Source organism: Nannocystis sp. (genome assembly GCF_016714285.1).
Lineage (GTDB): Bacteria > Myxococcota_A > Polyangia > Nannocystales > Nannocystaceae > Nannocystis.
In genome coordinates this window covers 278,217-303,535 of record NZ_JADJNN010000008.1, presented here as the reverse complement: position 1 = coordinate 303,535, position 25,319 = coordinate 278,217, and the positions used below count along the sequence as shown (strand labels likewise).

General features: G+C 70.4%; 18 protein-coding genes and 1 tRNA gene. 4 read left to right on the top strand and 15 right to left on the bottom strand.

Translation table 11 applies throughout. The features are described 5' to 3' along the window. Positions 1 to 23: 23 nt before the first annotated feature. From IPJ59_RS16355 to lon, 14 genes are all read right to left on the bottom strand, one after another. Positions 24 to 1,877, bottom strand: coding sequence for a serine/threonine-protein kinase (locus IPJ59_RS16355; RefSeq protein WP_293272415.1), 1,854 nt, complete (start codon positions 1,875 to 1,877; stop codon positions 24 to 26). 318 nt (positions 1,878 to 2,195) lie between these two features. Then, a tRNA-Cys gene (locus IPJ59_RS16350) sits at positions 2,196 to 2,267 on the bottom strand. A 126-nt stretch (positions 2,268 to 2,393) separates the two neighbouring features. Beyond that, complete coding sequence (locus IPJ59_RS16345) at positions 2,394 to 3,182, bottom strand: hypothetical protein (RefSeq protein ID WP_293272414.1); 789 nt, start codon at positions 3,180 to 3,182, stop codon at positions 2,394 to 2,396. A 264-nt stretch (positions 3,183 to 3,446) separates the two neighbouring features. Beyond that, positions 3,447 to 5,204 carry a GYF domain-containing protein gene (locus tag IPJ59_RS16340; RefSeq protein WP_293272413.1) on the bottom strand — a complete coding sequence of 586 codons (1,758 nt, stop codon included), beginning with the start codon at positions 5,202 to 5,204 and terminating at the stop codon, positions 3,447 to 3,449. Between the two features lie 279 nt (positions 5,205 to 5,483). Beyond that, positions 5,484 to 6,773 (bottom strand): adenylosuccinate synthase, encoded by a 1,290-nt coding sequence (locus tag IPJ59_RS16335; protein ID WP_293252339.1) that lies wholly within the window; start codon positions 6,771 to 6,773, stop codon positions 5,484 to 5,486. After that, on the bottom strand, positions 6,770 to 7,996 hold the full coding sequence (locus IPJ59_RS16330; protein WP_293272412.1) for an ATP phosphoribosyltransferase regulatory subunit: 1,227 nt from the start codon (positions 7,994 to 7,996) through the stop codon (positions 6,770 to 6,772). Before IPJ59_RS16330 ends, IPJ59_RS16335 begins: the two co-directional genes overlap by 4 nt. Further along, entirely contained in the window at positions 7,993 to 9,300 is a 1,308-nt protein-coding gene (locus IPJ59_RS16325) for a DUF1015 domain-containing protein (RefSeq protein WP_293252335.1), read from the bottom strand. Before IPJ59_RS16325 ends, IPJ59_RS16330 begins: the two co-directional genes overlap by 4 nt. A gap of 35 nt (positions 9,301 to 9,335) precedes the next feature. Then, entirely contained in the window at positions 9,336 to 10,604 is a 1,269-nt protein-coding gene (purD, locus tag IPJ59_RS16320; protein WP_293272411.1) for a phosphoribosylamine--glycine ligase, read from the bottom strand. Between the two features lie 75 nt (positions 10,605 to 10,679). Continuing rightward, positions 10,680 to 12,269 carry a bifunctional phosphoribosylaminoimidazolecarboxamide formyltransferase/IMP cyclohydrolase gene (gene purH, locus IPJ59_RS16315; protein ID WP_293272410.1) on the bottom strand — a complete coding sequence of 530 codons (1,590 nt, stop codon included), beginning with the start codon at positions 12,267 to 12,269 and terminating at the stop codon, positions 10,680 to 10,682. 88 nt (positions 12,270 to 12,357) lie between these two features. Further along, complete coding sequence (locus IPJ59_RS38705) at positions 12,358 to 12,918, bottom strand: sigma factor-like helix-turn-helix DNA-binding protein (protein ID WP_293252331.1); 561 nt, start codon at positions 12,916 to 12,918, stop codon at positions 12,358 to 12,360. A gap of 106 nt (positions 12,919 to 13,024) precedes the next feature. Continuing rightward, positions 13,025 to 13,570 carry a MerR family transcriptional regulator gene (locus IPJ59_RS16305; RefSeq protein WP_293252329.1) on the bottom strand — a complete coding sequence of 182 codons (546 nt, stop codon included), beginning with the start codon at positions 13,568 to 13,570 and terminating at the stop codon, positions 13,025 to 13,027. 631 nt (positions 13,571 to 14,201) lie between these two features. Then, positions 14,202 to 15,065 carry a penicillin-insensitive murein endopeptidase gene (locus IPJ59_RS16300; RefSeq protein ID WP_293252327.1) on the bottom strand — a complete coding sequence of 288 codons (864 nt, stop codon included), beginning with the start codon at positions 15,063 to 15,065 and terminating at the stop codon, positions 14,202 to 14,204. Between the two features lie 141 nt (positions 15,066 to 15,206). Then, entirely contained in the window at positions 15,207 to 17,141 is a 1,935-nt protein-coding gene (gene dnaK / locus IPJ59_RS16295) for a molecular chaperone DnaK (RefSeq protein WP_293272409.1), read from the bottom strand. Between the two features lie 193 nt (positions 17,142 to 17,334). Next, the gene (gene lon / locus IPJ59_RS16290; RefSeq protein ID WP_293272408.1) at positions 17,335 to 19,785 is read right to left on the bottom strand and encodes an endopeptidase La; all 2,451 of its coding nucleotides are present in this window, start codon (positions 19,783 to 19,785) and stop codon (positions 17,335 to 17,337) included. 118 nt (positions 19,786 to 19,903) lie between these two features. Between lon and IPJ59_RS16285 the strand changes: the two genes are divergently transcribed. Both IPJ59_RS16285 and IPJ59_RS16280 read left to right on the top strand, forming a co-directional pair. Continuing rightward, positions 19,904 to 21,739: a sigma 54-interacting transcriptional regulator gene (locus IPJ59_RS16285; protein ID WP_293272407.1), complete on the top strand. Its 1,836-nt coding sequence runs from the start codon at positions 19,904 to 19,906 to the stop codon at positions 21,737 to 21,739. Between the two features lie 163 nt (positions 21,740 to 21,902). Continuing rightward, positions 21,903 to 23,261 (top strand): hypothetical protein, encoded by a 1,359-nt coding sequence (locus IPJ59_RS16280; protein WP_293272406.1) that lies wholly within the window; start codon positions 21,903 to 21,905, stop codon positions 23,259 to 23,261. Positions 23,262 to 23,264: 3 nt separating this feature from the next. On the opposite strand, the gene IPJ59_RS16275 is transcribed toward IPJ59_RS16280, so the two are convergent. Further along, positions 23,265 to 23,438, bottom strand: a complete 174-nt coding sequence (locus IPJ59_RS16275) for a hypothetical protein (protein WP_293252318.1) — start codon at positions 23,436 to 23,438, stop codon at positions 23,265 to 23,267. 110 nt (positions 23,439 to 23,548) lie between these two features. Here IPJ59_RS16275 and IPJ59_RS16270 point away from each other — a divergent pair, with 110 nt between their 5' ends. Both IPJ59_RS16270 and IPJ59_RS16265 read left to right on the top strand, forming a co-directional pair. Then, a complete protein-coding gene (locus IPJ59_RS16270) occupies positions 23,549 to 24,385 on the top strand; it encodes a ParA family protein (protein ID WP_293272405.1) in 837 nt (278 codons plus the stop codon). Next, positions 24,382 to 25,302: a ParB/RepB/Spo0J family partition protein gene (locus IPJ59_RS16265; protein WP_293272404.1), complete on the top strand. Its 921-nt coding sequence runs from the start codon at positions 24,382 to 24,384 to the stop codon at positions 25,300 to 25,302. Before IPJ59_RS16270 ends, IPJ59_RS16265 begins: the two co-directional genes overlap by 4 nt. Positions 25,303 to 25,319: the final 17 nt, after the last annotated feature.

Genomic DNA, 25,319 nt, shown 5'->3' with positions numbered 1-25,319 from the left:
CGAACATGATGGGTAGGCGTCACTTATTTGGTCCCTCCAGCGGGCTGGCCGACTGGGAGAAAGACCCCGCCGTCGTCCTTCTTGGCGACGGGCAGGAAGGGATCCTCCTCGGCCGGCTTCTCGGGCTCCGGCGGCAGCTCGGGCTCGACGCCTGTCTCGACCGACGCGGGCTCGCCGGGCTTCCCGGGCTTCCCGGGCCCACGCTTGCCGGTCGGCTTGCTCGCGGGGCTCGTGCTCACCGGCGTGGTCCCCGGCTTCGACGCCGGCGTCTCGCGCAGGCGGGCCACCGCGGCGCGGGCGTCGACGTGGCCAGGGTCAATCGCCAGGATGTCCTGGTAAGCGCCGAGAGCTGCGGCGTTCTTGCCCTCCTTCTCGAGCCGCTGGGCGGCCGCGAAAGTGGTGGCCACGGCGATCCGGTCGCGCTGGCGGGCGGCGCGGGCCTTGAGCTCGGGGTTGGCGTCGAGCTCACGGGAGGCGGCATCGAGCTTGCCGCGCGCCGTGTCGAACTCGCCGGAGAGGATGTCAGCGTCGACCTGGTCGAGCACCTCGCTCGCGCGAGCCCGGTCGCTCGCGCTCGCGGCTGCGGCGATCCCTGCGACGGTGGGCGCCGGCGGCTGCTCCCCGGGACCGCCGAGCACGTACACCGCCGCGAGCAGGCCGCCGGCCAGCAGCGCCGCGGTGGCGCCGATCACCAGGCCCCAGTTGCCGCGCGGGCTCGCCACGCTGGCGGCCTCGAGGGTGATGATCGTGCTGACCGGATCGGGGCCCGCGACGTGGGCACTGGCGGCGCGGGCGGGCACGCTCGGCGGGCGCAGGCGATTGTTCGTGGGCGGACGCAGGCCGCGGTGGGTGGTCGGTCGTAGCCCTCGCTGGGTCGCGGGCTGCCCAGTGGCAAGTGATGTGGCAACGGAGCTGCCCTGCGAGGCGGCGCGCGAGAGGTTCGCGTTCGAGACCTCGCTCTGCAGCGCGTCGGGGTTGGGGACGCCGGTCAGCGAGCTCGACGAGATCACCGCACCAGTCGCGCTGTCGGCCAGCGGCAGGTGGAACATCGAGGCCTGCACGCAGTCGATGAGCGCCTCGACCATCGCGTCGGCGTCGGCCGGGCGCTCGTCGGGGTCCTTCGCCAGGCACTGCATGATCAGCTCGATGAGGCCGGCGGGGACATCGTGCCCGGGCGGCAGGACCTCTGCGAGCGGGCGCGGGGGGTCGTTGACGTGGCGGTATAGGATCGCGGCGTTGTTGTCGGCGTCGAAGGGCATGCGCCCGCCGAGCAGGCCATAGAACAGGACGCCGAGCGAGTAGACATCGACGCGGGCGTCGACGGCCTCGCCCTTGATCTGCTCTGGTGAGAGGAAGTTGGCGGTGCCGACGATCTGCTCGCTGGTGATGTCCTGCTCCCCGGCGATCAGCTTGGCCATGCCGAAGTCGAGGATCTTGACGACGTTGGCCCGGCCCTTGCGGACGCACAGCATGATGTTGCTGGGCTTGATGTCGCGGTGCATCAGGCCGCGCGAGTGGGCGTAGCCGAGGCCCTTCAGGATCTGCGCGGCGATCGGGACGAACTCCTCGACGCTGAGGCGGCCGCCCTTGCGTGCGAGGTAGTCGCCGAGCAGCTCGCCGACCAGGTACTCCATCGCCAGAAAGGCCACGCCGTTCTCGTGGCCGCACTCGTAGAGGCTGACGATGTTGGCGTGCTGCACCGCGCCGAGGCGCTGGCCCTCGCGTTCGAAGCGGGCGACGGCCTCGGTGTTGTCGATCCAGTTGGGCGCGAGGACCTTGACGACGACCTCGCGGTCTGGGTCACGCTGCTGCGCGAGGTAGACGAGGCCAACCCCGCCACGCGCGAGCAGGCGGCGGATCGTGTAGCGACCCCCCACGGTCGCGCCGATCAATGGGTCGACGGCGGAGGACCCCTCGCTCGTGGCCGGTGCACGTGCACCTTGTCGACGTGTGTTCATGAGTCGTCGCGCCCGCGACGACTCGTGCACGGGGCACGGCCCTCGAGGCTCCGACGATGGTAACGGTCCACGTCGCCGATGTCTCTCTCTGATTGCCCGGTGTGCTGGCGTGGCAGCCACCCGCCGGGTCGAAGAACATCGTTCAGGCCGGGCCAGCGGCGCCCGCCGCAGACTTCTGCGAGACCCAAAGCACGAAGCCCCCGCGGTGAGTACCGGCGGGGGCTGCGTGTGTACAAGAGGCCTGGGCCGGAATTGAACCGGCGTATAGAGCTTTTGCAGAGCTCTGCCTTACCACTTGGCTACCAGGCCGGAAGCGGGGGGAGCCTTACTAACAAAGATCGAAGCGCCGGGCAAGGGGCATCGCTCCCTGTCCGGCGCGCTTCGAGCTGACTCGGTGATCGGCTGGCGATCGGCTGGCGATCGGCTGGCGATCGATCACAGGCCGTCGAGCGGATCGTCGACGTTCTTCTTGACCACGACTCCGCCCTTGGACTTCTCGGGCTTGGTGTCGCCGTCGCCGGAGGGCTTGCCGGTCTGGCCGCGCTTCTTGGTCTGCTTGTTGGCGTTCTCGGCGATCTGGGCGTCGAGGGCGGCCTTCTCGGCCAACAGGCGCTGCTTCTCGGCCGCGTCGGTGACGTTGTTGAGCTTGGCGTCGAGGGCCTGTTTCTCGGTCTCGAGGCGGTTCTGCTCGTCCTTCAGGCCCTTGAGCTCGGCCATCAGGGCCTCCATCGCCGCCTTCTGCTCGGCGTCCTTCTTGGCCTGCGCCACCTTCTCCAGGCGGTCCTGCTCCTCCTGCTTGTTGGTGTAGTCGATGAACTGCCACACGCCGACGCCGAGGCCGAGGACCAGCACACCGAGGACGGCGTAGAGCCACACGGGCTTGGCCTTCTTCTCGGCGAGCTTGACCTGCGCGTCGAGGCGCATCTGCTCTTCTTTCAGGCGGGCCTCTTGCTCAGCGCGGGCGCGGAGGTCGGCCTCCTGGAGGCGCAGGCGCTCCTCCCGGTCGCGGGCCTCCTTCTCCGCCGCGAGCTTGGCGAGGCGATCGGCTTCAGCCTTGGCGATGCGCTCCGCCTCCTCGCGGGCGCGACGTTCGGCCTCCTCGCGGGCGCGCCGCTCGGACTCCTCCTTGGCCTTGCGCTGGCTCTCGATGTCGGCCACTCGGTTGGCCTCGAGGTTCTTGAGCTCGCTGAGGGCGATGAGGGCTGAGTTCTCGGTGTTGGACATGGCGACGATTACTCCTGGGCTTGGCGAACTGCGGTCAACGCGTCGCGGCCGATGAAGGCTTGCAGGAAATCGCTGACAGATCCTGCACAGACCACCCTGCCGGAAAATGTAGGCGCTGCCTAGCCCCGAAATGCCCGGGCGATCAGCTCCCGCGGGGCCCGGCAGGTCCGGCGACCCAGCGACGGGGGGTCGGCGGTGGGCGCTTAACGGCCGGAGCCGCCTCACGGGCGGCTCCGAACACCACAGCGATAGTTGTGGTGTTGCTCAGAACGAGACCGACACCACGGTGCCGATCTGCTCCTTCTGGACCTTCTTGAAGGTGGCCTTCTTGAGCTCGGCGGCGACGCAGCTGCCGAGCGCCGCGTTGCCCGCGTCGTCCTCGGCCGCGGCGCTGATGACCGTGCCCGCAGGACCCGAGATCGAGAGCTTGATCTTCACCTTCTCGCCGCCCTTCGCGTGCTTCTTGCAGTTGCTCTCGGCCGAGCCCTTGGGACCGGCGACGCCGGCCTTGATGTCGGCGAGCTCGAGCTTCTCCGGCATGTTGGCGTCCGGCGGGGGCTTGGTCTTCTCGCCGCCACCGCCGCCACCCTTCTTGCACTTCGAGGGATCGAGGATGCACTCGACCGACGGAGTCTCGTCTTCCTTCGGCTTGGGCTCGGCCTTGACGGGCGGCGTGTCACCGGTGGCCGCCGGCTTGTCCCCATCGCCCTTCTTGTCGCCGGGCTTGCTCGTGCCCTTCTTGTCGCCGGGCTTGCTCGTGCCCTTCTTGTCGCCGGGCTTCGCGGTCGTCGTGCCCTTCTCGTCGCCCGCTGGCTCGCCAGCGGCGTCGGCCTCGGCCTCGTCGGCCTCCTCGTCCTTCTTCTTCTTGGCCTTGTCGTCGTCGTCGTCGTCCTTCTTGTCGGGCTGGACCGGCGGAGCGACGATGCGTTCGACGATCTTCTCCTGCGGCTGCGGCGGCGGGCGTGTGACGACATAAGCCGCCAGACCGCCGAGGCCGAGCACAAGGATGCCGATCAGGATGTAGAGCGGAGTCTGGTTCTGGCGCTGCGGCTCCGGAGCGCTGGCCGCGTCGGCAGCGACTGGCGGCGCCGCGGTGAGCAGCGGGGCCGCTGCGAGGCCGCCGAAGCCGGTGCCGCCGAAGCTCGGCAACATCGAGTCGTCGCGATCGTCGTCGCCACCGCCACCACCACCGCCACCACCGCCACCACCGAGCATCGCGCCCATCGAGCGGATGTCGATGAGACCCGAGCCCTCACTGTTGCCGCTGGCCGAGGGCGAGTGGCTACCACCGCCACCGCCACCGCCACCGCCACCACCACCGCCACCACCGCCGCCACCGAACGAACTGGGGGCCGCGCCGCCGCCCGCCGAACCCTTGCTGCCCATCGCCATCGACGACAGGCTGTCGAGCGAGAAGAGGACCGAGTTCTCGTTGCGGGCCGAGGTCAGCTGGCTGACACGCGGCGAGTCGCCCTTGCTCGCGGAGCTGGCCGCTGGCGAGACGCTGGCTGCCGCGGCGACGCTGGCCGCCGCCGGCGCGGCGCGGGCGGGCTCGGGGCTGCCGGCGAAGGCGCTGGGGCTGGCGCCACCGCGGTTGTTGTCGCGGTGGCTGCTGCTGTAGTCGTCGTCCCCGCCACCCGCGAAGGGATCGGGGGCCGCGGCCGGCGCTGCACTGGACGCCCCGCGATCGGCCAGGTCGCTGAAGGCAGCGACATCACCGAGCGGGAGCCAGTCCTCGAAGCCTTCCTGCCAGACCGAGGTCTCGCGATCGATCTCGCCGGCAGCGTGCTTCTCACGGACTTCCTGCTCCGTCAGCGGACCGACCGTCTCGCCACCGATCGCAAGGTGCCAGCCGGGCTCATCCGACGGCGCCTCGCTCTCGGCTGCGTCGCCACCCCCCGCCTTGTCGCGGACGATGATCACGTTGCTGCACTTCTTGCAGCGGATCTTGAAGGTCTTGCCACGGACCTTGTCGTCCGCAATCGAGTATTTGGCTCCGCACTTATCGCATTCGATCTTCATGAGCGTGATTCCTGGGAGTCGCTCGCCAGAGCGCGACGGCGCCCTGCAGAACCGACTGTGTCCGCGGGGTCGCCAGTATAGGAAATCGGGTAGGTAGGTACAACAACGGACACGGTTGCCGATCTTCTTCGTTTTCGCGGGCGCTGGGGGCGTCCCCGATGGCAGCCGGACGCGTCCCGTACCTGCACAGATCGTCGGCGCCGCGATGGTTCACCCGCATGATGCGCGGGTTTGCCCCAGCGTTCCGTGGGCAGGCCACGGGCGCTGGACGGGGGTGGGTCACCCGAACGCGGCCCGGGTAAGAATGGTCTGGGCCCGATCGGGGCCGACGGAGACGAGGGTGATCGGGACGCCGACGGTGGCCTCGATCGCGTCGAGGTAGGCGCGGGCTGGCGACGGGAGATCTTCCAGGCGCCGCGCGACCGCGATCCGTTCGCGCAGCTGCGGGTCGCCCCAACCCGGGACCGGCTCGTACTCGGCGACCACGTCCTCGAGCAAGACCTCGCCCGGCTCGGCCCCGTCGGCGTAGCGGCGACACACCTGCACGCTCGGCAGCGCGGCGAGGACGTCGAGCTTGGTGACGCACAGGCCGGTGAGGCCGTTGAGGCGGGCCGCGTGGCGCAGGGCCGGGAGGTCGAGCCAGCCGCAGTCGCGTGGGCGGCCGGTGGTGGCCCCGTACTCATCACCGGCGCTGCGCAGCAGCTCGCCGAGCGGGCCGCGCTCGCAGGTGGGGAACGGGCCGGCGCCGACGCGCGTGGTGTAGGCCTTCGTGATGCCCCAGACGGCGTCGACGCGGGTCGGGCCGATGCCGAGTCCGGCGCAGGCGCCCCCGGCGAGGGTGGTCGACGAGGTCACGTAGGGATAGGTGCCGTGGTCGAGGTCCAGCAGGGCCCCCTGGGCGCCCTCGCAGAGCACGCGTTGACCGGCGCGCACGGCCGCCTCGACGAGCGCACCGACGTCGCAGACTTTGCCGCGGAGCCACGCGGCCCAGCCTTCGGCGGCGCGGACGATGGCGTCGACGTCGATCGCGGCGACGCCGTGGCGCTGCAGCTCGAAGTCGACGTGCTGCTTGTTCTGCTCGAGACGCACGCGCAGGCGCGAGGGATCGAGGAGGTCGCGCACGCGAACGCCGCGGCGCGCCGCCTTGGCCTCGTAGGCCGGACCGATGCCGCGGCGCGTGGTGCCGATGCGGCCGGCGCCGCCGCTGGCCTGGTCCTCGCGCAGGCCGTCGAGCTGGCGGTGGAACGGGAGGATCACGTGGGCGTCGAGCGAGACGCGGAGCTCGTCGCCGAGCAACATGCCAGCGCGCTGTAACTCGGCGACCTCGGACTGAAACACATCCATGTCGATGACCATGCCGGCCCCGAGCACGCAGGCGGTGCCCGGGTAGGCGCAGCCCGAGGGCACGAGATGGGTGACGATCTTGCGGGCGCCGAGAACCAGCGTGTGACCGGCGTTGTTGCCCCCGGCGTAGCGCGCGACCACCTGCGCCTGACTGGCGAGGACGTCGACCACCTTGCCCTTGCCTTCGTCGCCCCACTGGGCGCCCACCACGATCAGCGTCGTCATGCTTCGCTCTCCCCGGCCGTCCAGGTGTCGGCCTGTCCTCGCAGCCAGGTCGTGACCCGGCCGCTCGCGTCGAGATGGATCATACGCTCGGCCTCGCCGGCGGCGATCCGGGCCGCGCTCAGCGAGAGGCCGACCTGCACCCACGCGCGGCCGCTGCCACGCAGGCTGCGAGCGCGGGCGTTGGCCGCGTCGCGCGAGGCCTCGAGCTCGGCGACGATCACGGTGCCACCACAGCGCGGCTCGGGTGGCGCGCCGGCGTGCTCGAGCGCGGCCTCGAGGGCCTCGAGCTCGACCGCGAAGCCGGCCCCACCAGCGTAGCGTCCGCCGCACACCAACGGCGTGGCGACCCCGGGGGCCCACGCGCGCAGGCGCAGGCCGGTGTAGTAGTCGTGGCCACGGACCTCGCCGAGATCGACGACCAGGCGGGCGGCGAGCTCGGGGTCGTCGCGGCGACAGCGATCGATCACCGACTCGAGCCGAGCCAGCGCCTGGTCGAGCCACGGGAACGCGGCTCGGATGTCCGAAGGGACATGTCCGAGGATCTCCGGGCCGCCGAACAGCTCGCACAGGAGGCCGAGCGCGCGGCGGGCCTCGGGGCGCAGCGGCAGCTCGGCGGCGAAGCGGGCGACCCCGTCGGCGTCCTTGCGCGCGAGCAGGCCGTGCAGCGCCTCGGTGTCGCAGCCGGGTGGGAGCCGCTCGAACACAGCGCGGGCGATGCTCACGTCTGCGAGCTCGAGCTGGGGCCGCGGCAGACCGGCGGCGCGCAGCGCCTCGGCGCACAGCAGCACGAGCTCGGCGTCGGCCGCGGGGCTGTCGTCGCCGAGCAATTCGGCGCCGACCTGGCTGTGCTCGAGCTGGCCGCGGCTGGGCTCGCCGAGGCGCACGACCTCGGCGCTGTAGGCCAGGCGCATCGCCTCGCCGGCCGCGAGGCGATCGCCGAGGCGCAGCGCGCTGAGCCGGGCGATCTGCGGCGTGATGTCGGAGCGCAGGGTGACGAGCTCGCCGGTGCCGGCCTCGATGAAGCGGACGCAGCGCTGCCGGTCGCGCTCGGCGAGCCAGCGCCCGAACACCTCGAAGTACTCGATCGCGGGCGTGACCACGGGGTCGTAGCCCCAGCGGTCGAGCACCGCGAGCAGCGACGCGGTCAGGCGCCGGCGCCGACGGGCCGCGGGCGGCAGCAGGTCCCTCGCGCCGCGCGGCAGGGCCAGCGCGTCGGCGCTCATGTCAGGTCGTCCCGGAGGTCGTGAAACACGAGGCCAGTCGGGATCTTCGGATAGAAGAAGGTGCTCTTCTGCGGCATGACCTCGCCGCTGTCGCAGACGGCGCGCACGTCGGCGACGGGGGTCGGGTTCATGAAGCACACGAGCTGCACGTCGCTGGCGTCGGGGCGCTGTCCGGCGGCCACGGCGAGCGCCTCGTCGGTCGACTTGTAGTAGCGCAGGTTGGTGTTCTGCGACTGCGCCTCGCGGGTGATGCCGAGGCCGCGCTCGAGCACCAGCTCGTGCAGCAGGGCGACGTCGAGGCGCTGCAGCGCGGGGTGGAGGTGCCCGAGGCCGGCGGCCTGCGGATCGAAGTCGGCGCGCAGGCGCAGCAGGTGCATCCGATCGGCGCCAGGAACCGCGAGGCCGAAGGCCGCGCCGCCGCTCGCTGCGGCGGCCAGCGTCGCGCGGAGCTCGTTGCCCGCCGCGGGCAACGGCTGCTCGTCGATGTCGAAGAAGGGCCGCAGCGCCGCGAGCGTGGCCGCTAGGTCGAAGTCGGCGACGCCGTGGACGAGCCGGTGGGTGGGCAGCACGACCAGACCGGGGTCGTCGAGGTTGCTGAGGTAGATGAGGCCCCAGCGCGCCGCCTCGCCGCGGCCCTGCTCCTCGAGCTCGTCGCGGAAGCTGCACATCGTCTCGTAGCGGTGGTGGCCATCGGCGATGTAGATCGATCGATCGGCGAGGATCTGCGTGAGGGCTGCGGTGGCCGCCGGATCGGCGACGCGGTAGAGCGTGTGGTGGGCGCCGTCGAAGTCGGCGTCGAGCACCGGCTCCCCGAGCTCGCCGACGGCCTTCTCCCAGCTGCGATCGGGATCCGAGAACATGCCGAACACCAGCTCGAGGTGGGCCATGCACGCGCGCATGAGCTTGAGGCGGTCGGCCTTGGGACCCGCGAGCGTGCGCTCGTGGGGTAGCACCGGGCCGGCGCCGAAGCGGGTCAGCTCGACCAGACCGATGAAGCCCTTGCGCGTGAACTGCTGGCCCTCGCTGGTGAATGTCTGGTGATAGACATAGAAGCCGGGGGCGTCGTCGTGCACGAGCGCGTCGGCCTTGAGCGCGGCGAATTGCCGGGCCCCCTCGACGTACTTGGCGTCGCCCTCGCCGGTCGGGAGGATCACGTGGATGCAGTTGTGCGGCGAGCGGGCGGCGATGCGGGCGCGACCCGCCGCATCGACGACGTCGTAGGGTGGCGCGAGTAGGAGGCCCGCATCACTGGAGACGCGGCGGAGGTCGTAGCGGAGACCACGGACAGGGCGGACGCGTGCCATCGCCCGCCCTCATACCATGCCCGTGGCCGGACCGGTCAAGCGAGGGCGAGGGCGCGGGCGCCGATGTCTCGCCGATGTTGCCCGCCGACCACCTCGATCAACGCGCAGCCCTCATAGGCGCGGGCGATGGCGGCGCGCAGGTCGGGGCCGCGGGCGCAGACCCCGATGACACGCCCGCCTGCCGTGACCCAACCCTCATCCGCGCTGTGACGCGTACCGGCGTGAAATACCTTGAGGTCGGGGAGCGCAGCGGCGGCCGCGAGCCCCCGGATCGCCGCACCGCTGACGGTCTTGCCGGGATAGCCAGCGGCCGCGATCACCACGGTGGCGGCGGGCATGCCTGGCAGCACGCCGCCAGCGGCCAGATCGCCGCGGGCGGCCGCGTGCAGGTGCGGCACGATCGGCGCCTGCAGGCCGAACAGCACCGGCTGGATCTCCGGGTCGCCGAAGCGGCAGTTGTACTCGATGACCCTGGCGCGGCCCTGCTCGATCATCAGGCCGATGAACAGCGCGCCGACGAAGGGGCGGCCCTCGGCGCGCAGGCCCGCGAGGGTCGGCGCGATCACCTCGAGCTCGACCTGGGCGAGCACGCCGGCGTCGCACACCGGGGCCGGGCTGTAGGCCCCCATGCCGCCGGTGTTCGGGCCGTGGTCGCCGTCGCGCAGGCGCTTGTGATCCTGCGCGGGCGGCAGGCACAGCCAGCGCTCGCCGTCGCTGATCACGAACAGCGAGGCCTCCTCACCCTGGAGCCGCTCCTCCAGCACCACCGTGTCCCCGGCCGCGCCGAACACCTGGCCTTCGAGACATGAACGAAGGGCCAGCTCGGCCTCGGCGAAGCTCTCGGCCACGGTGACGCCCTTGCCCGCTGCCAGGCCGCTGGCCTTGACCACCGGCGGCCCAGCGAAGCTGGCCAGCGCCTCCAGGCCGGCGCCGAGCGAGTCGACGCGGACGTAGCGCGCCGTGGGGATGTGATGGCGGGCCATGAAGGCCTTGGCCACCGCCTTGCTGCCCTCGAGCTCGGCGGCCGCGGCGGAGGGGCCGAACACCGCGAGGCCGGCGGCGCGGAGCCGGTCGGCGAGGCCGTCGACCAGCGGCTGCTCCGGGCCGACGATCACGAGTGCGGGCGCGATGCGGTGGCACAGCGCGACTGCGGCGGCGTGATCGCTGAGCGCGAGCGGGTGGCAGGTGGCGTCGCTGGCGATGCCGTCCGAGCCGGGCGCGACGTGGACCTCGTGGCCCTCGCTCACGCAGCGCCAGGCCAGCGCGTGCTCGCGTCCGCCGCCGCCGAAGATCACGATTCGCATGGGCTCTCGCTCCTGTCTCGATGTACCTGTCCCGAAGGACCTGTGGGAAGCGACATGTCCCGACGGACCTGTGCGCTAATGGCGGAAGTGTCGCTGGCCGGTGAAGACCATGGCCAGGCCGTGCTCGTCGGCGGCCGCGATCACCTCGTCGTCGCGCACGGAGCCGCCGGGCTGGACGATCGCGGTGACGCCGGCGGCCGCGGCCGCGTCGACGCCGTCGCGGAACGGGAAGAAGGCGTCGGAGCCGAGGCAGGCGCCGCGGGCCCGCTCACCGGCGCGGGCGCTGGCCTGGCGCGAGGCCTCGACGCGCGAGGTCTGGCCGCCGCCGACGCCGACCGTGACGCCGTCCTTGCACAGCACGATCGCGTTGGAGCGGACCCACTTGCCGACGATCTGGGCCAGCTCGAGGTCGAGGAGCTCGGCGGCCGTGGGCGCGCGGCGGGTGACCACGCGGGCCCCGGCCGCGTGCACGCCGATCACGTCCTCGCGCTGGGCCAGGAGCCCGCCGGCGATCGATCGCAGGCGCAGCGGCGGGCTCGTGGCGCTGCCGAGCGGCAGCTCGATCAGGCGGAGGTTCTTCTTGGTCGAGAGCAACACGCGGGCCTCGGCGGTAACGCCGGGGGCGATGACAACCTCGAGGAAGGTCTCGACGAGCTGGGCTGCGGCCGCGGCGTCGACCGGCTGCGAGAGCGCGACGATCCCCCCGAAGGCGCTCTCGGGGTCGGCCTCACGGGCCCGGCGATAGACCTCGGCGATCGGCTGTCCGGGCCGACCCAGCGCCGCGCCGCAGGGCGAGACGTGCTTGATCACCGCGGCTGCGGGCCCGAGCGGGGCGAGGTCGCGGACCAGGCCGAGCGCCGCGTCAGCGTCGAGGAGGTTGTTGTAGCTGAGGGCCTTGCCCTGGTGAACGATCGCCCGATCGAGGCCAGGCGCCTCCCCTGCCCCGCCCGCGACCGCGTAGAAGCGGGCTGGCTGGTGCGGGTTCTCGCCGTAGCGCAGCTCGCCCTGGGCCTCGCCGCTGAGCAGCAGCGCGTCCGGGAGGGCGTCGTCCGCGGCTCCGCCGGCGTCGTCGAAGCGCGCGAGGTAGCCGGCGATCGCAACGTCGTAGGCAGCGGTGTGGGCGAAGGCCTTGCGCGCGAGGCGGCGGCGCAGCGCCTCGGGCAGGCCGCAGGCGTGCGCGCGCAGGGCCTCACCGAGCGAGACGTAGTCGTCCGGGTCGACGACGACGGCGACGCGCTGCCAGTTCTTCGCGGCGGCGCGGACCATCGTGGGACCGCCGACGTCGATGTTCTCGACCGCCTCATCGAAGCCGCAGTCGCGGCGGGCGATGACGCTGCGAAACGGGTAGAGGTTGACGACCACGAGGTCGATCGGGGCGATGCCGTGCAGCCGCAATTCGGCCTCGTGGGCCGGCGTGGGCAGGGCCAGGATGCCGCCGTGGATCTTCGGGTGCAGGGTCTTGACCCGACCGTCGAGGATCTCGGGCGCGCCGGTGTACTCGCTGACCTTGACGACCTCGACGCCGAGCTGCGCGAGCGCGGCGTGAGTGCCACCGGTCGAGAGCACCTCGACGTGACAGTCGATGAGGATCTGCGCCAGGACGTCGAGCTTCGACTTGTCGCTGACGCTGACGAGGGCGCGGCGGATCGGCGGGAGGAGGTTCACTTCGGCCAGGGTCCTACGACGGCCGCCGCGGCTCGGTCAACGCGGCCGCGCCCACAGGCGTGTGCGGCCGCTCGCGCTCACCAGCTCGTCACTCGCTGGCCAGGTAGCCGAGCATCTCCTCGCCGCCCTCCTCCTTGAGCTTGAGCAGGCCGCGGACCTCGACCTGGCGGATGCGCTCGCGGGTGAGGTTCAGGATCTCGCCGACCTCCTCGAGGGTGATCCCGCCGGTCTGGGCGACGTCGAGGGCACACGAGTGCTGCAGCTCCCAGACCTCGAGGTCGGGGAAGTTGATCTTGATGCTGCCCGTGGCCGGGTTCACGTCGATGTAGAGGTGGTACTTGCAGCTGACGTAGGGACAGGGCCGGGCCACGTTGGCGCACTCGTTGCGGCTCTTCGGGCGCCAGTAGCTGCGCTCCGGGTAGAGCAGCGCGCCGATGCGGAGCTCCTCCTTGGTGAGCCGCTTCATGGCGATGGTCTTGGCGCGGGCGCGACGGACGATCGGGCGCGGGTCGCTGCCCGCGTCGTCGTCGTCGGCCGCGATGGCCTCGATCACGGGGCCGTCGTCGACGGACTCCTCGCTGTCGTGGTCGGTCTCCGCCTCGTCGAGGTCGTGGTCGTGGTCGTCGGTGGTCCCTGTGGTCTTGAGCATGATGATCCTGAGCGGGGCCCTGGCCGGCCCCGGTGAAACGTGATTGCGCAGAAGTGAACGGATGCGATGTCCCGAGGGACAGCTACAGAAGTGGTAACGGCAACGGCTACAGAAGTTCGGTGGGGCTGGCAGCCCCGCCGCCGCGCGGGCGGACGGCGGCGCTGGTGGACACGAGCAGCTTCTCGAGGCGGTAGACCCCGCTCAGCAGCTCGTCAGCGGCGGTCTTGATCGATCGCAGCTCGCTGTAGAGCTGGTCGCGGCGGGGCGAGGGCGCCTCGCCCTCGAGCTTCGACTCGAACTGGGACACGAGCTCCTCGATCGCCACGTCGAGGGTCTCGATGCTGTCCTTGAAGGTGAGGAACTTGGCCTGGATCTCCTCGATCGTGTAGCGCTCGCCCATCAGCTTCTTGATGGTGTTGATGCGGCGGACGGCGCGGACCGGGTACACGCCGTGCGAGCCGAGGTGCTTGCCCTTCTGCCCGACTCGGCGTGAGCGCGGCACCAGGCCGAGTTGCACGTAGCGGCGCAGGTTGGCCTCGCTGAACTTCACGCCCTGCTCCTCGAACACCGCGACGAGCTGCTGCGAGCTCAGGCCGTCGGGGCTCTGCGCCTCGATGGCGCGGATCTGGCTTTCGGTCAGGGCGTGGACCATGGGCGTGGTGAAGGTCGCGGGCGCGGGCTGGAGAGCGGCGGGAGAGGCCTCTCGGCGAAGGGCCGTGAGAGCGGTGCGGTGGATGGATCCGAGCTTGCTAGTTCTCTTGGTACGATCAACGTCGCGGGTAGGTCGGCAATGTATTCTACTGAGTAGATCTGAGGAAGCATTTTCCAGCGAGGCTTTCAAGTTTTGGCGGCTCGCATGCTGCTACCTCGTTCAGTGAGACCTGCTCAGATCTTCAGATCCGGGTGCTCGTGGCGACGACCTCGCAGACGCGATCGCTGCGGCGCTACGGCCCGAAGAAACCGCGTGTGAAGCAATGAGCTGAACACCGAGACAGGACCGACACACCGAGGCCGCGGATCATGCCTGGGCCGACCTGTCCCTCGGGTCATCCACAAGGACTGCACAGCTTGTCCACAAGGCCAGATGTGCCACCAACGGGCTCATTCGGGCGATCTGACCGAGTTCTGGCGATCGATGCTCCGTGACCGCTGTGATCGTTTCACGCGATCGACGAGCCGATCGCGGACAGAGCGGGAGATCTCGTGACAGCGAGATCTCCAGCTGTCACAAGGGCCCTCGCAGATCTCTCCGGGTCACCTGGGCGCGATCGCCCGGCCGCCGCTCAGCCTGCGTCTGGCGCCGACGGGACCATCGCCAGACGCCACTGGACGGGGTCGTAGGTCTCGGGGCCGTCGTACTTGTACTTCTTCTTCTCGTGCTGCCAGATCGGGCCGCGGTCGACGCAGCCGTGGAAGCGGTCGCCCCGCGAGCAGTAGATCCGGACGTGGAAGTGGTCGTCGTGCGGCGGGGCGTCCGCGGGGCTGTACATCACGGTGCGGGCGTACTCGATGAGCCAGCCCGGCTTCTTCTGCCGGGTCGCATAGGCGAGCAGGCGATCCTCGAGGCCCTGCGAGACGAAGATCCACTGCACGCGGATCTCCGGGTCGCCGAGCAGCGCCTCGACCAGCTGCCAGTTGCGCGAGGTGTCGAAGCGGCGACCCTCCCAGCCGAGCTCGTTGTAGGTCGCGTTGCGGCGCACGTAGGGCTTGCCGTCGGCGTCGTAGCGGATCATGTCGTGGTGTGGGGCGTCGATCGGGTGGCCCTGCGCGTCGACGCTGTAGAAGTGCAGGTCGACGTCGCGGCCGGACTGGTGGCTGCCGTGCCACACCGACTTGCCGCCGCGCTGCGGGCCGAAGTCAGCGACGCCGAGCAGACCACGCTTGGCCCGACCGCCGACCTTCTTGGCCGCGCGCTGGACAGCGCCGACCAGCTCGTCGACGCCGTACTGGAAACCGCGCTCCTCCCAGCGCGGCGGCACGACGAAGCCGGGGCCCGTGAGCGGCAGCTTCGCGGGCTTGCGCATGCGGCCGCGGCTGGTCGTGCCGGTCGAGATGCTGGTGCCGTCGGTCCACAAGTTGGGCCCCGCGCAGGCGGCCATCGACGCCAACATCAGCGTCGCCAGCCAGCCTGCACGCGCCCGGACCATGCGCCTACCTTAGTGGATCCGGCGGCGCTGTCCAAAGATCGGCGCGTGCGGACGAGGCCGGCCCTGCGGCCCGAAAAACGACCCAGGGCCGGGCCCCGCGATGGTCGCGGGATCCGGCCCTGGCTCTCGGGTCAGGTGGGCCTAGTTCTTCTCTTCGAACTCGGCGTCGATGACGTCGCCCTGGGCGCCCTTGGTCTTGTCGCCGCCGCCCGCACCCGGGCCCGCGTCGCCGGGGCCGCCCGGCTGCTGCGCGCCCTCACCGGCGTTGCCGTAGGCGGCCTGGGCCAGCTTGTGCGAGGCCTTGGTCAGCTTCTCCTTGGCGGCGTTGATGCGGTCGGTGTCCTTGGACTCGAGCACATCCTTGGCGTCCTTGAGGGCGGCCTCGACCTCGACCTTGGGCTCGGCCGGCAGCTTGTCGCCGTTCTCGCTGATGAGCTTCTCCGTCTGGATGATCAAGGCCTCGAGGCTGTTGCGCGACTCGACCGCCTCGCGGCGCTTCTTGTCCTCGGCTTCGAACTTGGCGGCCTGGTTGACCATCTCCTGGATCTGCTGCTCGTTGAGGCCGGAGTTGGCGGTGATCGTGATCTTCGACTCCTTGCCGGTGGCCTTGTCCTTCGCCGAGACGTGGACGATGCCGTTGGCGTCGATGTCGAAGGTGACCTCGATCTGCGGCACGCCGCGCGGCGCGGCCGGGATGCCGCCGAGGCTGAAGCGACCGAGGGTACGGTTGTCACCGGCCATCGAGCGCTCGCCCTGGCACACATGGACCTCGACCGAGGGCTGATTGTCGGCCGCGGTGGTGAAGGTCTCCGACTTGCGGGTCGGGATGGTGGTGTTTCGCGGGATGAGCACGGTCATCACGCCGCCGAGAGTCTCGATGCCGAGGCTCAGCGGGGTCACGTCGACGAGCACGATGTCGGTCACGTCGCCAGCGAGCACGCCCGCCTGGACCGCTGCGCCGAGGCCGACGACCTCATCGGGGTTGACGGTGCGGTTCGGCTCCTTGCCGCCGAAGAACTCCTTGACGGCCTTCTGGACCATCGGGATGCGGGTCGAGCCGCCGACCAGCAGGATCTCGTCGATCTCCGAGACCGACTTCTTGGCGTCCGCGAGGGCCTTCTTGAGCGGGTCGATGGAGCGCTTGACGAGGTCCTCGACCATGCCCTCGAACTTGGCGCGCGAGAGCTTGATCTGCATGTGCTTCGGCCCGGTGGCGTCGGCGGTGAGGAAGGGCAGATTGATCTCGGTCTCCGGGGCGGCCGACAGCTCGATCTTCGCCTTCTCGGCGGCGTCCTTGAGGCGCTGCAGGACCAGCTTGTCGCCGCCGACGTCGAGGCCGGTGTCCTTCTTGAACTCCTGGATCAGCCACTTGACGATGCGGTCGTCGAAGTCATCGCCGCCGAGGTGGGTGTCGCCGTTGGTCGAGATGACCTCGACCACGTTCTCCGCGACCTCGAGGATCGAGATGTCGAAGGTGCCGCCGCCGAGGTCGTAGACCGCGATGACCTGCTCCTTGGCGGTGCCGGCCTTACCCTTGCCGAAGCCGTACGCGAGCGCAGCGGCGGTCGGCTCGTTGACGATGCGCTTGACCTCGAGGCCAGCGATGCGGCCGGCGTCCTTCGTGGCCTGGCGCTGCGCGTCGTTGAAGTACGCCGGGACGGTAATGACCGCCTCCGTGACGGGCTCGTTGAGGTAGTCCTCGGCGGCCTTCTTCAGCTTCATCAGCACGCGGGCGCTGACCTCCGGCGGCGGGTACATCTTGCCGCGAATGCTGATCTGGGCGTCCCCGTTGGGCGCACGGACCACCTTGTAGGGCACGCGGGCGACTTCGGCCTTGAGGTCATCGAAGGGCATGCCCATGAAGCGTTTGACCGAAAACACGGTGTTCTCGGGGTTCGTGATCGCCTGGCGCCGAGCCTGCTGACCGACGAGTACGTTGCCGTTCTGCTCAAAGGCGACGACCGATGGTGTGGTGCGTCCGCCCTCCTCGTTGGCGATGACTTTCGGCTCGTTGCCCTCCATCACGCACACGACTGAGTTCGTGGTTCCGAGGTCGATTCCAATGATCTTTCCCATGAGTTTGTGTTCGTTCCTTTCGAGTTCGGGCGGCAAGATAAGCCGGGAGGTCGCCCTGTCAACGCCGCTCCGGACGGCTCATTTGGGGTCGGAGGGCATTAGAACGGGCGTCCGCTCACGACCACGGTGAGGCTCACCCGCGGCCCCGATGGTGCCGCGGGCTGACATTGGCTGACCACGGACCAGCCCTGGACTAGACGGCGGTGGGTGGGGTCGCGTCCGCGGGGGGCGCCACGTCCTCTTGCGGCCTCACCGGGGGGATGCTGCGGTCGAAGACGTACTCGGAGGCCTCGTCGACGTTCTTCACGTAGCAGATTTCCATCTCCTGCCGGATCTCCTCCGGCACGTCGACGACGTCCTTCTTGTTGCGCTCGGGCAGGACGATGCGCTTGATGCCCGCGCGGTGGGCCGCGAGCATCTTCTCCTTGATGCCGCCGACCGGCAGCACGAGGCCGCGGAGCGTGATCTCACCGGTCATGGCGACGTCGGGGCGGACGCAGGTGCCGGTGAGCAGCGAGGTGATCGCCGAGAACATCGCCACGCCCGCGGAGGGGCCGTCCTTGGGGATGCCACCGGCCGGCACGTGGACGTGGATGTCGTTCTGCTCGATGACCGACTTCTCGATGCCGAGCGCCTTGAGGTGGCTCTTGACGTAGCTCATCGCCGCCTGGGCCGACTCCTTCATGACGTCGCCGAGCTGGCCGGTGAGCATGAGTCCGCCCTTGCCGGGCATCTGGGTGGCCTCGATGAACATGATCTCGCCGCCGACGGGGGTCCACGCGAGACCGGTTGCGACGCCAGGTTCGGCGGTGCGCTCGGCGACCTCGGGCAAGAACTTCTGCGGACCGAGGTAGTCCGGGACGTCGTTCTTGTCGACCGTGACCTCGTCGGTGATCTCGCCCTCGACGACCTTCACGGCGATGCCGCGGATGATCGAGCTGATCTCGCGCTCGAGGTTCCGGACGCCGGCCTCGTGGGTGTAGCTGTCGATGAGCTCGAGCAGGGCGTCGTCGGTGAAGGTGATCTTGACGGCCTGGGTGTCGCTCTTGTCGAGGCCGTGCTCGCTGATCTGCTTGGGCAGCAGGAAGCGGCGGGCGATCGCCAGCGACTCCTGCCGGGTGTAGCCGGGCAGGCGCAGGATCTCGAGGCGATCCTTCAGGGCCGGCGGGATCGGGTCGAGGTAGTTGGCGGTGGCGATGAACATCACCTTGGAGAGGTCGAAGGGGACCTCGAGGTAATGATCACTGAAGGACCAGTTCTGCTCCGGGTCGAGCACTTCGAGCAGCGCCGATCCGGGGTCGCCGCGGAAGTCGTGGCCGAGCTTGTCGATCTCGTCGAGCACGATCACGGGGTTGTTGGTGCCGGCCCGCTTGAGGGCCTGGACGATGCGGCCTGGCAGCGAGCCGACGTAGGTGCGCCGGTGGCCGCGGATCTCGGCCTCGTCGCGCACGCCGCCGAGGCTGATGCGGACGAACTTGCGGCCGATCGCGCGGGCGATGCTCTTGCCGAGCGAGGTCTTGCCGACGCCGGGAGGGCCGAGCAGGCACAGGATCGGGCCCTTCTTGCTGGCGTTCAGCTTGAGCACCGCCATGTACTCGAGGATGCGCTTCTTGACCTTCTCGAGGTCGTAGTGGTCCTCGTTGAGCACGTCGCGGACGACGCCGATGTCGAGCAGGTCCTGGGTGGTGATCGACCACGGGAGGTCGGTGAGCCACTCGAGGTAGGTCCGCGTGACGGTGTACTCGGCGCTGCTCGGCTGCATCGACTTGAGGCGGTCGAGCTGCTTGCGGGCGACCTTCTCGGCCTCCTCGGGCATCTTCGCCTCGGCGATCTTCTTCGAGAACTCCTCGGCGTCGCCGCTCTCGTCGTCCATCTCGCCGAGCTCGCCCTTGATGGCCTTGAGCTGCTGGCGGAGCACGTACTCGCGCTGCGAGTGGCCCATCTCCTCCTGGACCTGCGAGTTGATGCGCTCGCGGACCTTCAAGATCTCGAGCTGACGGGTCAGCAGCATCAGCACCTTGCGCAGGCGCTCGCGCACGTTGTTGGCGGCGAGCACCTCCTGCTTCTCGCCGGCCTCGATGTCGAGGTTGCTGATCACGAGGTCGGCGACCTGGCTCGGGTCGCTGACGCTGTCGAGCAGCGCGGCGGCCTCGCGCGGGAGCTCGGGCACCAGAGCGATCAGGCGCTTGGCCGTCTCCTTGATGCTCTGGACCAACGCGGCGGCCTCGACGTCGTCGGCGTCCTGGTCGGGCAGCTCGACCGCGCGGGCGCGCAGGAACGGGTCCGTCGAGACGATCTTCTCGATCTCGATGCGCATCACCCCCTGCAAGATGACGCTGTAGTTGTCCTTCGCTAACTTGATGACCTTGAGGATCCGTGCCGCGCAGCCGACCGTATGCAGGTCCTGTTCGGTGGGCTCCTCGACCCGGGCCTCGCGCTGGGTCACGATGCCGATGATCGGCCGCTCGTTGGCGATGGCCTCTTCGATTAGCTTGACCGACTTCGGCCGACCGACGTCGATCGGAATGATCGAACCGGGGAACAGCACCGAGTTGCGCAGGGGCAGCAGCGAGACGACCTCGGGCAGCTCCGGGGGGTCTTCTCGCTTGCCAGCAGCGGGCGGAGTTGGGGTGTTTTCGGTCACAGAAGTGGCGGAACCCTAACATCCGTCACCGGGCTGTCAACCTGGCGTGGAGGTGCCGTCCTGCACGTCCGGGCAGGCGGATCCGGCGCGTGTCATGACCGGTGTACACTCGCCGCGCGTGCGTCCGCTGCTGATCACCGTACAATCCGGGCCCGACAAGGGGCGACAGATCTCGCTCGGCGCGGAGCCCCTGACGATCGGGCGCGGCGCGGGCGAGCGCCTGCAGCTCAGCGACGGGGCAGTGTCGCGCCATCACCTCAGTGTGCAGGCCGAGGCCACGGGCCTGCGCGTGCTCGAGATCCCCGGCGTGAACCCGGTGTGGACCCTCGAGGCCGGACAGCGGGTGGCGTTGAAGCCGGGCCAGCTGCTCGCGCCGGGGGCCGCGCTGACGGTCGGCAACAGCACGCTGGTGATCGCCACCAGCCGCCCCGCGAGCGAGACCACGAGCCCGCCGCAGGCGCCGACGCGGGCGGTCGAGCTCGACGCGACCGGAGTCCTCAGCGCGACGCCCGGGGCGAGTCGACTGGCCGCGCTGGCGGCTCTCGGTGACAAGCTGGCCCGCTGCGGCTCGCTGCCGGCGGTGCTGCGGGCCGCGACTTCATGGGCCGTCGATGCGCTGCCGGCCGCCCGCGCCTTGCTGCTGAGCCCGGACGGCAGCGACATCCTGAGCGCCGCGAGCACGGGTCCTCTGCCCGACCTGGCCCTGTCCCCTGCCCTGCTGGCGCGGGTGCTCCGGGAGCGCCGCGGCGTGTTGCTGCACGACGTGCTCGCCGAGCCCGACCTCGCGGACCGTCGATCGGTGCAGATGCGCGGGATCCTCGGGGCGATGGCGGCTCCGGTCGAGAGCCTGATCTTCTACGTCGAGTGGGGCCCGCGGGAGGCGCTGCGCTGCACCTACGACGACGAGGCACTGCGCCTGTTGGTCTGCGCGGCGCAGCTGATCGGGGCGATCGGCGACAGCGCGCGCGAGCGCCAGCAGCTGAGCGCCGCGGTCCGCCACGGGCCGGCCGCCGCGCACGGCGAGATGATCGGCCACTCCCCGGCGATCCAGCGCCTCCAGGTTTTCCTCGAGCGGGTCGCCAGCACCACTTCGAGCGTGCTCCTGCTCGGCGAGAGCGGCACGGGTAAGGAGCTCGCGGCCGGGATGGTCCACGGCCTGTCCCCGCGCGCGAGCCGGCCCTTCGTCGCCATCAACTGCGCCGCGATCGCCGAGTCGCTCCTCGAGAGCGAGCTGTTCGGCCACGAGAAGGGCGCCTTCACGGGAGCGGTGAGCCAGCACGACGGGGTGTTCGCCCGCGCCAGCACGGGCACCTTGTTCATGGACGAGGTCGGCGAGCTCAGCCCAGGAGCACAGGCTCGCATGCTGCGGGTGCTCGAGAACCGGACCCTCACCCGCGTCGGCGGCACCCGGGAGATCACGGTCGACGTCCGCCTGGTCGCCGCGACCCACCGCGACCTGCGGCAGCTCGTCAGCGAGGGCCGCTTCCGCGAGGACCTGCTGTACCGCCTGAGCGTGATCCAGACGCAGCTGCCGCCGCTGCGGGAGCGTCGGGACGACATCCCCCTGCTCGCGCAGCACTTCCTGCGAACGATCGGCGAGCGGGTCGCCCGGCGCGTCGAGCAGATCGCCCCGGCGGCGCTCGAGGTGCTCTGTCGCTACCGCTGGCCGGGCAACGTCCGCGAGCTGCGCAACGTCATCGAGCGGGCGCTGGTCCTCGGCGACGGGCCGGTGCTCGAGCAGGACGACCTGCCGCCCGAGCTGCTGCACGCCGCTCCCCTGGGTCCGACGCTGACCGACGCCAACGCCGTGGTGCGGCCGCTCGCGGAGCTCGAGCGTGAGGCGATCGTCGCGGCGCTGTCGGCCACCGGCGGCAACAAGGCCCGTGCCGCGGCCCTCCTCGGCATTGATCGCACCACGCTCTATCGCAAGCTCAAGGACTACGGCATCGGCTGATATCTTCGTTGCATTGGCAGCAAGCAATGCTTCGTAAGTAATGAGCTTTTCGCCTGATCAAACGCCCGCCGTCCAGCTCAGTTCGGGCGCCCTCGGATCGGCCGCGGACGGTCAGCCATGATTGCCGCGCAACGCCACCATCGCCGGGGGCGAACACGGCCGCATGCGAAACTGCGCCCCCCTCCCCCTCGTCCTGCTGCTCGCGTGCGTCCCCTTCGAGCCGCCAGGCAGTGAACCCACGACCAGCGTCGCGGCCACCGAGTCCGGCTCATCCGCCGCGTCCGGTACGACCAGCTGGCAGTTGCCCGCGCGCGAGCGCGACAAGACCCCGAGCTCGACCTCGACGAGTACAACGACCACGACCAGCGGCCCGCCCCCCGCGACCAGCGACGGTGGGGCCTCGAGCGACACCGGCACCGGCCCCCCGCTCGACCTGAGCGCCCTGCAGATCGCCGAGCTGCACCCCGACCCGAACGGCAAGGACGGCGGCCCGGACAGCCCCGAATTCCTCGAGATCGCGCACGTCGGTGAGCTGCCGATCGATCTGACGGGCCTCGAGATCGACGCACGCGCCTGGCCGACGCTCAGCGCCGACGCGCTCGGCCTCGCCGGCCAGGTGCTGCTGCCGGGTGAGCGCCTGCTCGTGCTGCGCTTCGCCGCCGCGGCCGATGTGCCCGATCCGCCGGTGGCCGCGATCGACAACGGTGTGCGGGTCGCCTTCGCGTCGAGCGAGGGCCTGCGCAACGCCGACGGCGGGGTCCTCCTGCACGTCGGCGACATCATGGGTGACGCGTTGATCCACGGCGCAGCTCAGCCGGCCCCGTGGGACGCCCGTGGCCTGTGGCTCGGCGCCCCGGCGGCTGCGCCCGGGCCGGGGGAGTCGCTGTGCCGCGGCTCCGCGATCGATCACGACGACGCCAGCGACTGGTCGGCCTGCCCGCCCAGCCCCGGCACCGCCACGGAGCTCGAGGCCGGCACGACCGGCGACGACAGCGGGACCACCGGCGAGGCGCTGCCCGCCGAGGTGGCGATCGTCGAGGTGCTCAGCAACCCGCCGGGTCCAGGCAACCTCGAGAAGCACGCCGAGTTCGTCGAGATCGAGAACCTCGGCCCGGGCACCGTGGACCTGGCCACGTGGACCATCGCCGACGATCTCTCGGACGCGCCGACCGGCGCCGATCCGCTGCTGTTTCTGGCCGGCGACGGCGGTTGCCAGCCGAGCACCTGCCTCGCCCCGGGCCAGCGGGCGATCATCGTCGGCAACCTGTACACTGGCCCGACGGGCGGCGGTCTCGTGCTCGTCACCGATGACACCACGATCGCCAACGCGGGCCTCGCGGTGCATGAGCCGGTGGCGCTGCGCGACGGCTCGAAGCTCCTCCGATCGACCTACCGGGCCGGGCCCGAGCCTCTTGTCCCGCCTGACCCGGCCGCGCAGGAGGAGGCGCTGGTCCGCAGTGATCCGGCCGCACCGGACGAGCCGGGAACCTGGAGCTTCGCGGCCCCGACGCCAGGCCAGTGAGGCTTACTCGAGGTCGTAGAACGGCCGACGGCCTCGCGCCGGGCGGCGATGGAAGTTGTCGTGGTCCTCCACTTCACGCATCAGTTCGATCTCCTCTTTGCCAAGATCATCAAGATCTTGCAGCGCCTCGCGCTTGAACTCCTCGAAGCTTGTGAACGCGGTCCGGAAGTAGCTCATGTCTGGCTTCGTAAGCCATGTCCGTACATGTAGGCAAATAAACTACGCGTCGTCTCGAGGCCTGCGCGAAACAAGCAGCGCGGGCCGGCGGATGGTAAGGAGTGGGCCGCGTGTCGACCGACCCCGCAGCGAAGGTAGCCCGCCCTGACCCGAGCACGTCACGCGGCGCGCGGGTGGTGGCGATCAGCAACCAGAAGGGCGGCGAGGGCAAGACGACCACCGCGGTCAACCTCGCGGCCAGCCTCGCGGCGGCGGAGAAGCGGGTGCTGCTGGTCGACCTCGACCCGCAGGGCAACGCCAGCTCGGCGGTGGGTCAGAGCCGCGGCCACATCAAGGCCGGCAGCTACGAGCTGCTGCTCGGCGGGGCCTCGCTGCTCTCGGTGGTGCAGCCGACCGAGCTGCCCACGCTGCAGGTCGTGCCGGCCTCGGAGGACCTCGCTGGCGCGGAGATCGAGCTGGTCAGCGTGCTGAGCCGCGAGACCGTGCTGGCGCGGGCGTTCAAGAAGGCGGCGCCGCTGCCCTGGGACTACATCATCCTCGACTGCCCGCCCTCGCTCGGCCTGCTCACCCTCAACGCCCTGGTCGCCGCCGACTCGGTGCTGATCCCGATGCAGGCCAAGTACTTCTCGCTCGAGGGCCTGGGCGCGTTGACTGGCACGATCGGCATGATCAAGGATTCACTGAACCCGCGGCTGCAGGTCGAGGGCATCGTCTTCTGCATGCTCGACAAGCGCACCAACCTGGCCCAGCAGGTGGTCGCGGAGGTCAAGCGCCACTTCGCCGAACACGTGTTCGAGACCGTGATCCCCCCCAACGTGCGCCTCAGCGAGAGCCCGAGCCACGGCAAGCCCGTGCTGCTCTACGACATCGAGAGCAAGGGCGCCAAGGCCTACCTCGAGCTCGCGCAAGAGCTGCTGGCGCGCCAGGAAGCGAGGCAAAAGCCGTGAACCTGCCCAAGCGTCCCGTCCTCGGCCGCGGCCTCGGAGCCCTGATCCCGCAGCGCCCCAGCGAACCCGCCCAGAGCCCCGAGGCGGGCGGGTCGACGCTGCGGAGCCTGCCGATCGAGAGCCTGGTCCCCAACCGCGATCAGCCGCGCAAGCACTTCGAGGCCGCGCTGCTCCGCGAGCTGGCCGACAGCATCAAGATCCACGGGATCTTGCAGCCGATCGTCGTCACCCCGCACAACGATCCGCCGGGCAGCTTCATGATCGTCGCTGGCGAGCGACGCTGGCGCTCGGCCCAGCTGGCCGGGCTGCACGACGTCCCGGTGGTCGTACGCGACACCCCCGAGAGCGATCGCCTCGAGCTCGCGGTGCTGGAGAACCTGCAGCGCCTCGACCTCAGCCCAATCGAGGAGGCCGCCGCCTATCGCCAGCTGATGGACGTCCGCGAGTACACCCAGGAGCAGCTCGCCGAGCGCCTGGGCAAAGACCGCAGCACCATCGCCAACGCGCTGCGCCTGCTCAAGCTGCCGCCGAAGGTCCAGGGCTTCGTGCAGGAGGGCCGCCTCAGCATGGGCCACGCGCGGGCCCTGCTCGCGCTCGAGAACCCGGCCGACATGATCGAGCTGGCGCTCGAGGCGATCCAGCGCGGCTACACGGTGCGGGCGATCGAGCGGGCGGTGAAGCTGCGCCTGCACCCGCCGCCCGAGCCCGCCGAGCCGAGTGAGTCCGAGCGCGCGCGCGTGCTCATCGTCCGCGACCTCGAGGAGCGGCTGCGCCGCGGCCTCGGCGTCAAGGTGGCGGTCAAGACGGACGCGAAGAAGCAGGGCAGCGGCACGATCGAGGTGCCCTACGCCAGCCTCGACGAGCTCGACCGCCTGCTCGCCACCTTGCTGCCCGGCGACGCGCGCGACGAGGGTTAGGGGCCTGTCCTTCGGGA

Coding starts and splice junctions, on each gene's coding strand:
- IPJ59_RS16345 (WP_293272414.1), bottom strand. CDS start 3,182: ATGTCCAACACCGAGAACTCAGCCCTCATCGCCCTCAGCGAGCTCAAG.
- IPJ59_RS16340 (WP_293272413.1), bottom strand. CDS start 5,204: ATGAAGATCGAATGCGATAAGTGCGGAGCCAAATACTCGATTGCGGAC.
- IPJ59_RS16335 (WP_293252339.1), bottom strand. CDS start 6,773: ATGACGACGCTGATCGTGGTGGGCGCCCAGTGGGGCGACGAAGGCAAG.
- IPJ59_RS16330 (WP_293272412.1), bottom strand. CDS start 7,996: ATGAGCGCCGACGCGCTGGCCCTGCCGCGCGGCGCGAGGGACCTGCTG.
- IPJ59_RS16325 (WP_293252335.1), bottom strand. CDS start 9,300: ATGGCACGCGTCCGCCCTGTCCGTGGTCTCCGCTACGACCTCCGCCGC.
- purD (WP_293272411.1), bottom strand. CDS start 10,604: ATGCGAATCGTGATCTTCGGCGGCGGCGGACGCGAGCACGCGCTGGCC.
- IPJ59_RS38705 (WP_293252331.1), bottom strand. CDS start 12,918: ATGCTCAAGACCACAGGGACCACCGACGACCACGACCACGACCTCGAC.
- IPJ59_RS16305 (WP_293252329.1), bottom strand. CDS start 13,570: ATGGTCCACGCCCTGACCGAAAGCCAGATCCGCGCCATCGAGGCGCAG.
- IPJ59_RS16300 (WP_293252327.1), bottom strand. CDS start 15,065: ATGGTCCGGGCGCGTGCAGGCTGGCTGGCGACGCTGATGTTGGCGTCG.
- dnaK (WP_293272409.1), bottom strand. CDS start 17,141: ATGGGAAAGATCATTGGAATCGACCTCGGAACCACGAACTCAGTCGTG.
- IPJ59_RS16280 (WP_293272406.1), top strand. CDS start 21,903: ATGCGAAACTGCGCCCCCCTCCCCCTCGTCCTGCTGCTCGCGTGCGTC.
- IPJ59_RS16275 (WP_293252318.1), bottom strand. CDS start 23,438: ATGAGCTACTTCCGGACCGCGTTCACAAGCTTCGAGGAGTTCAAGCGC.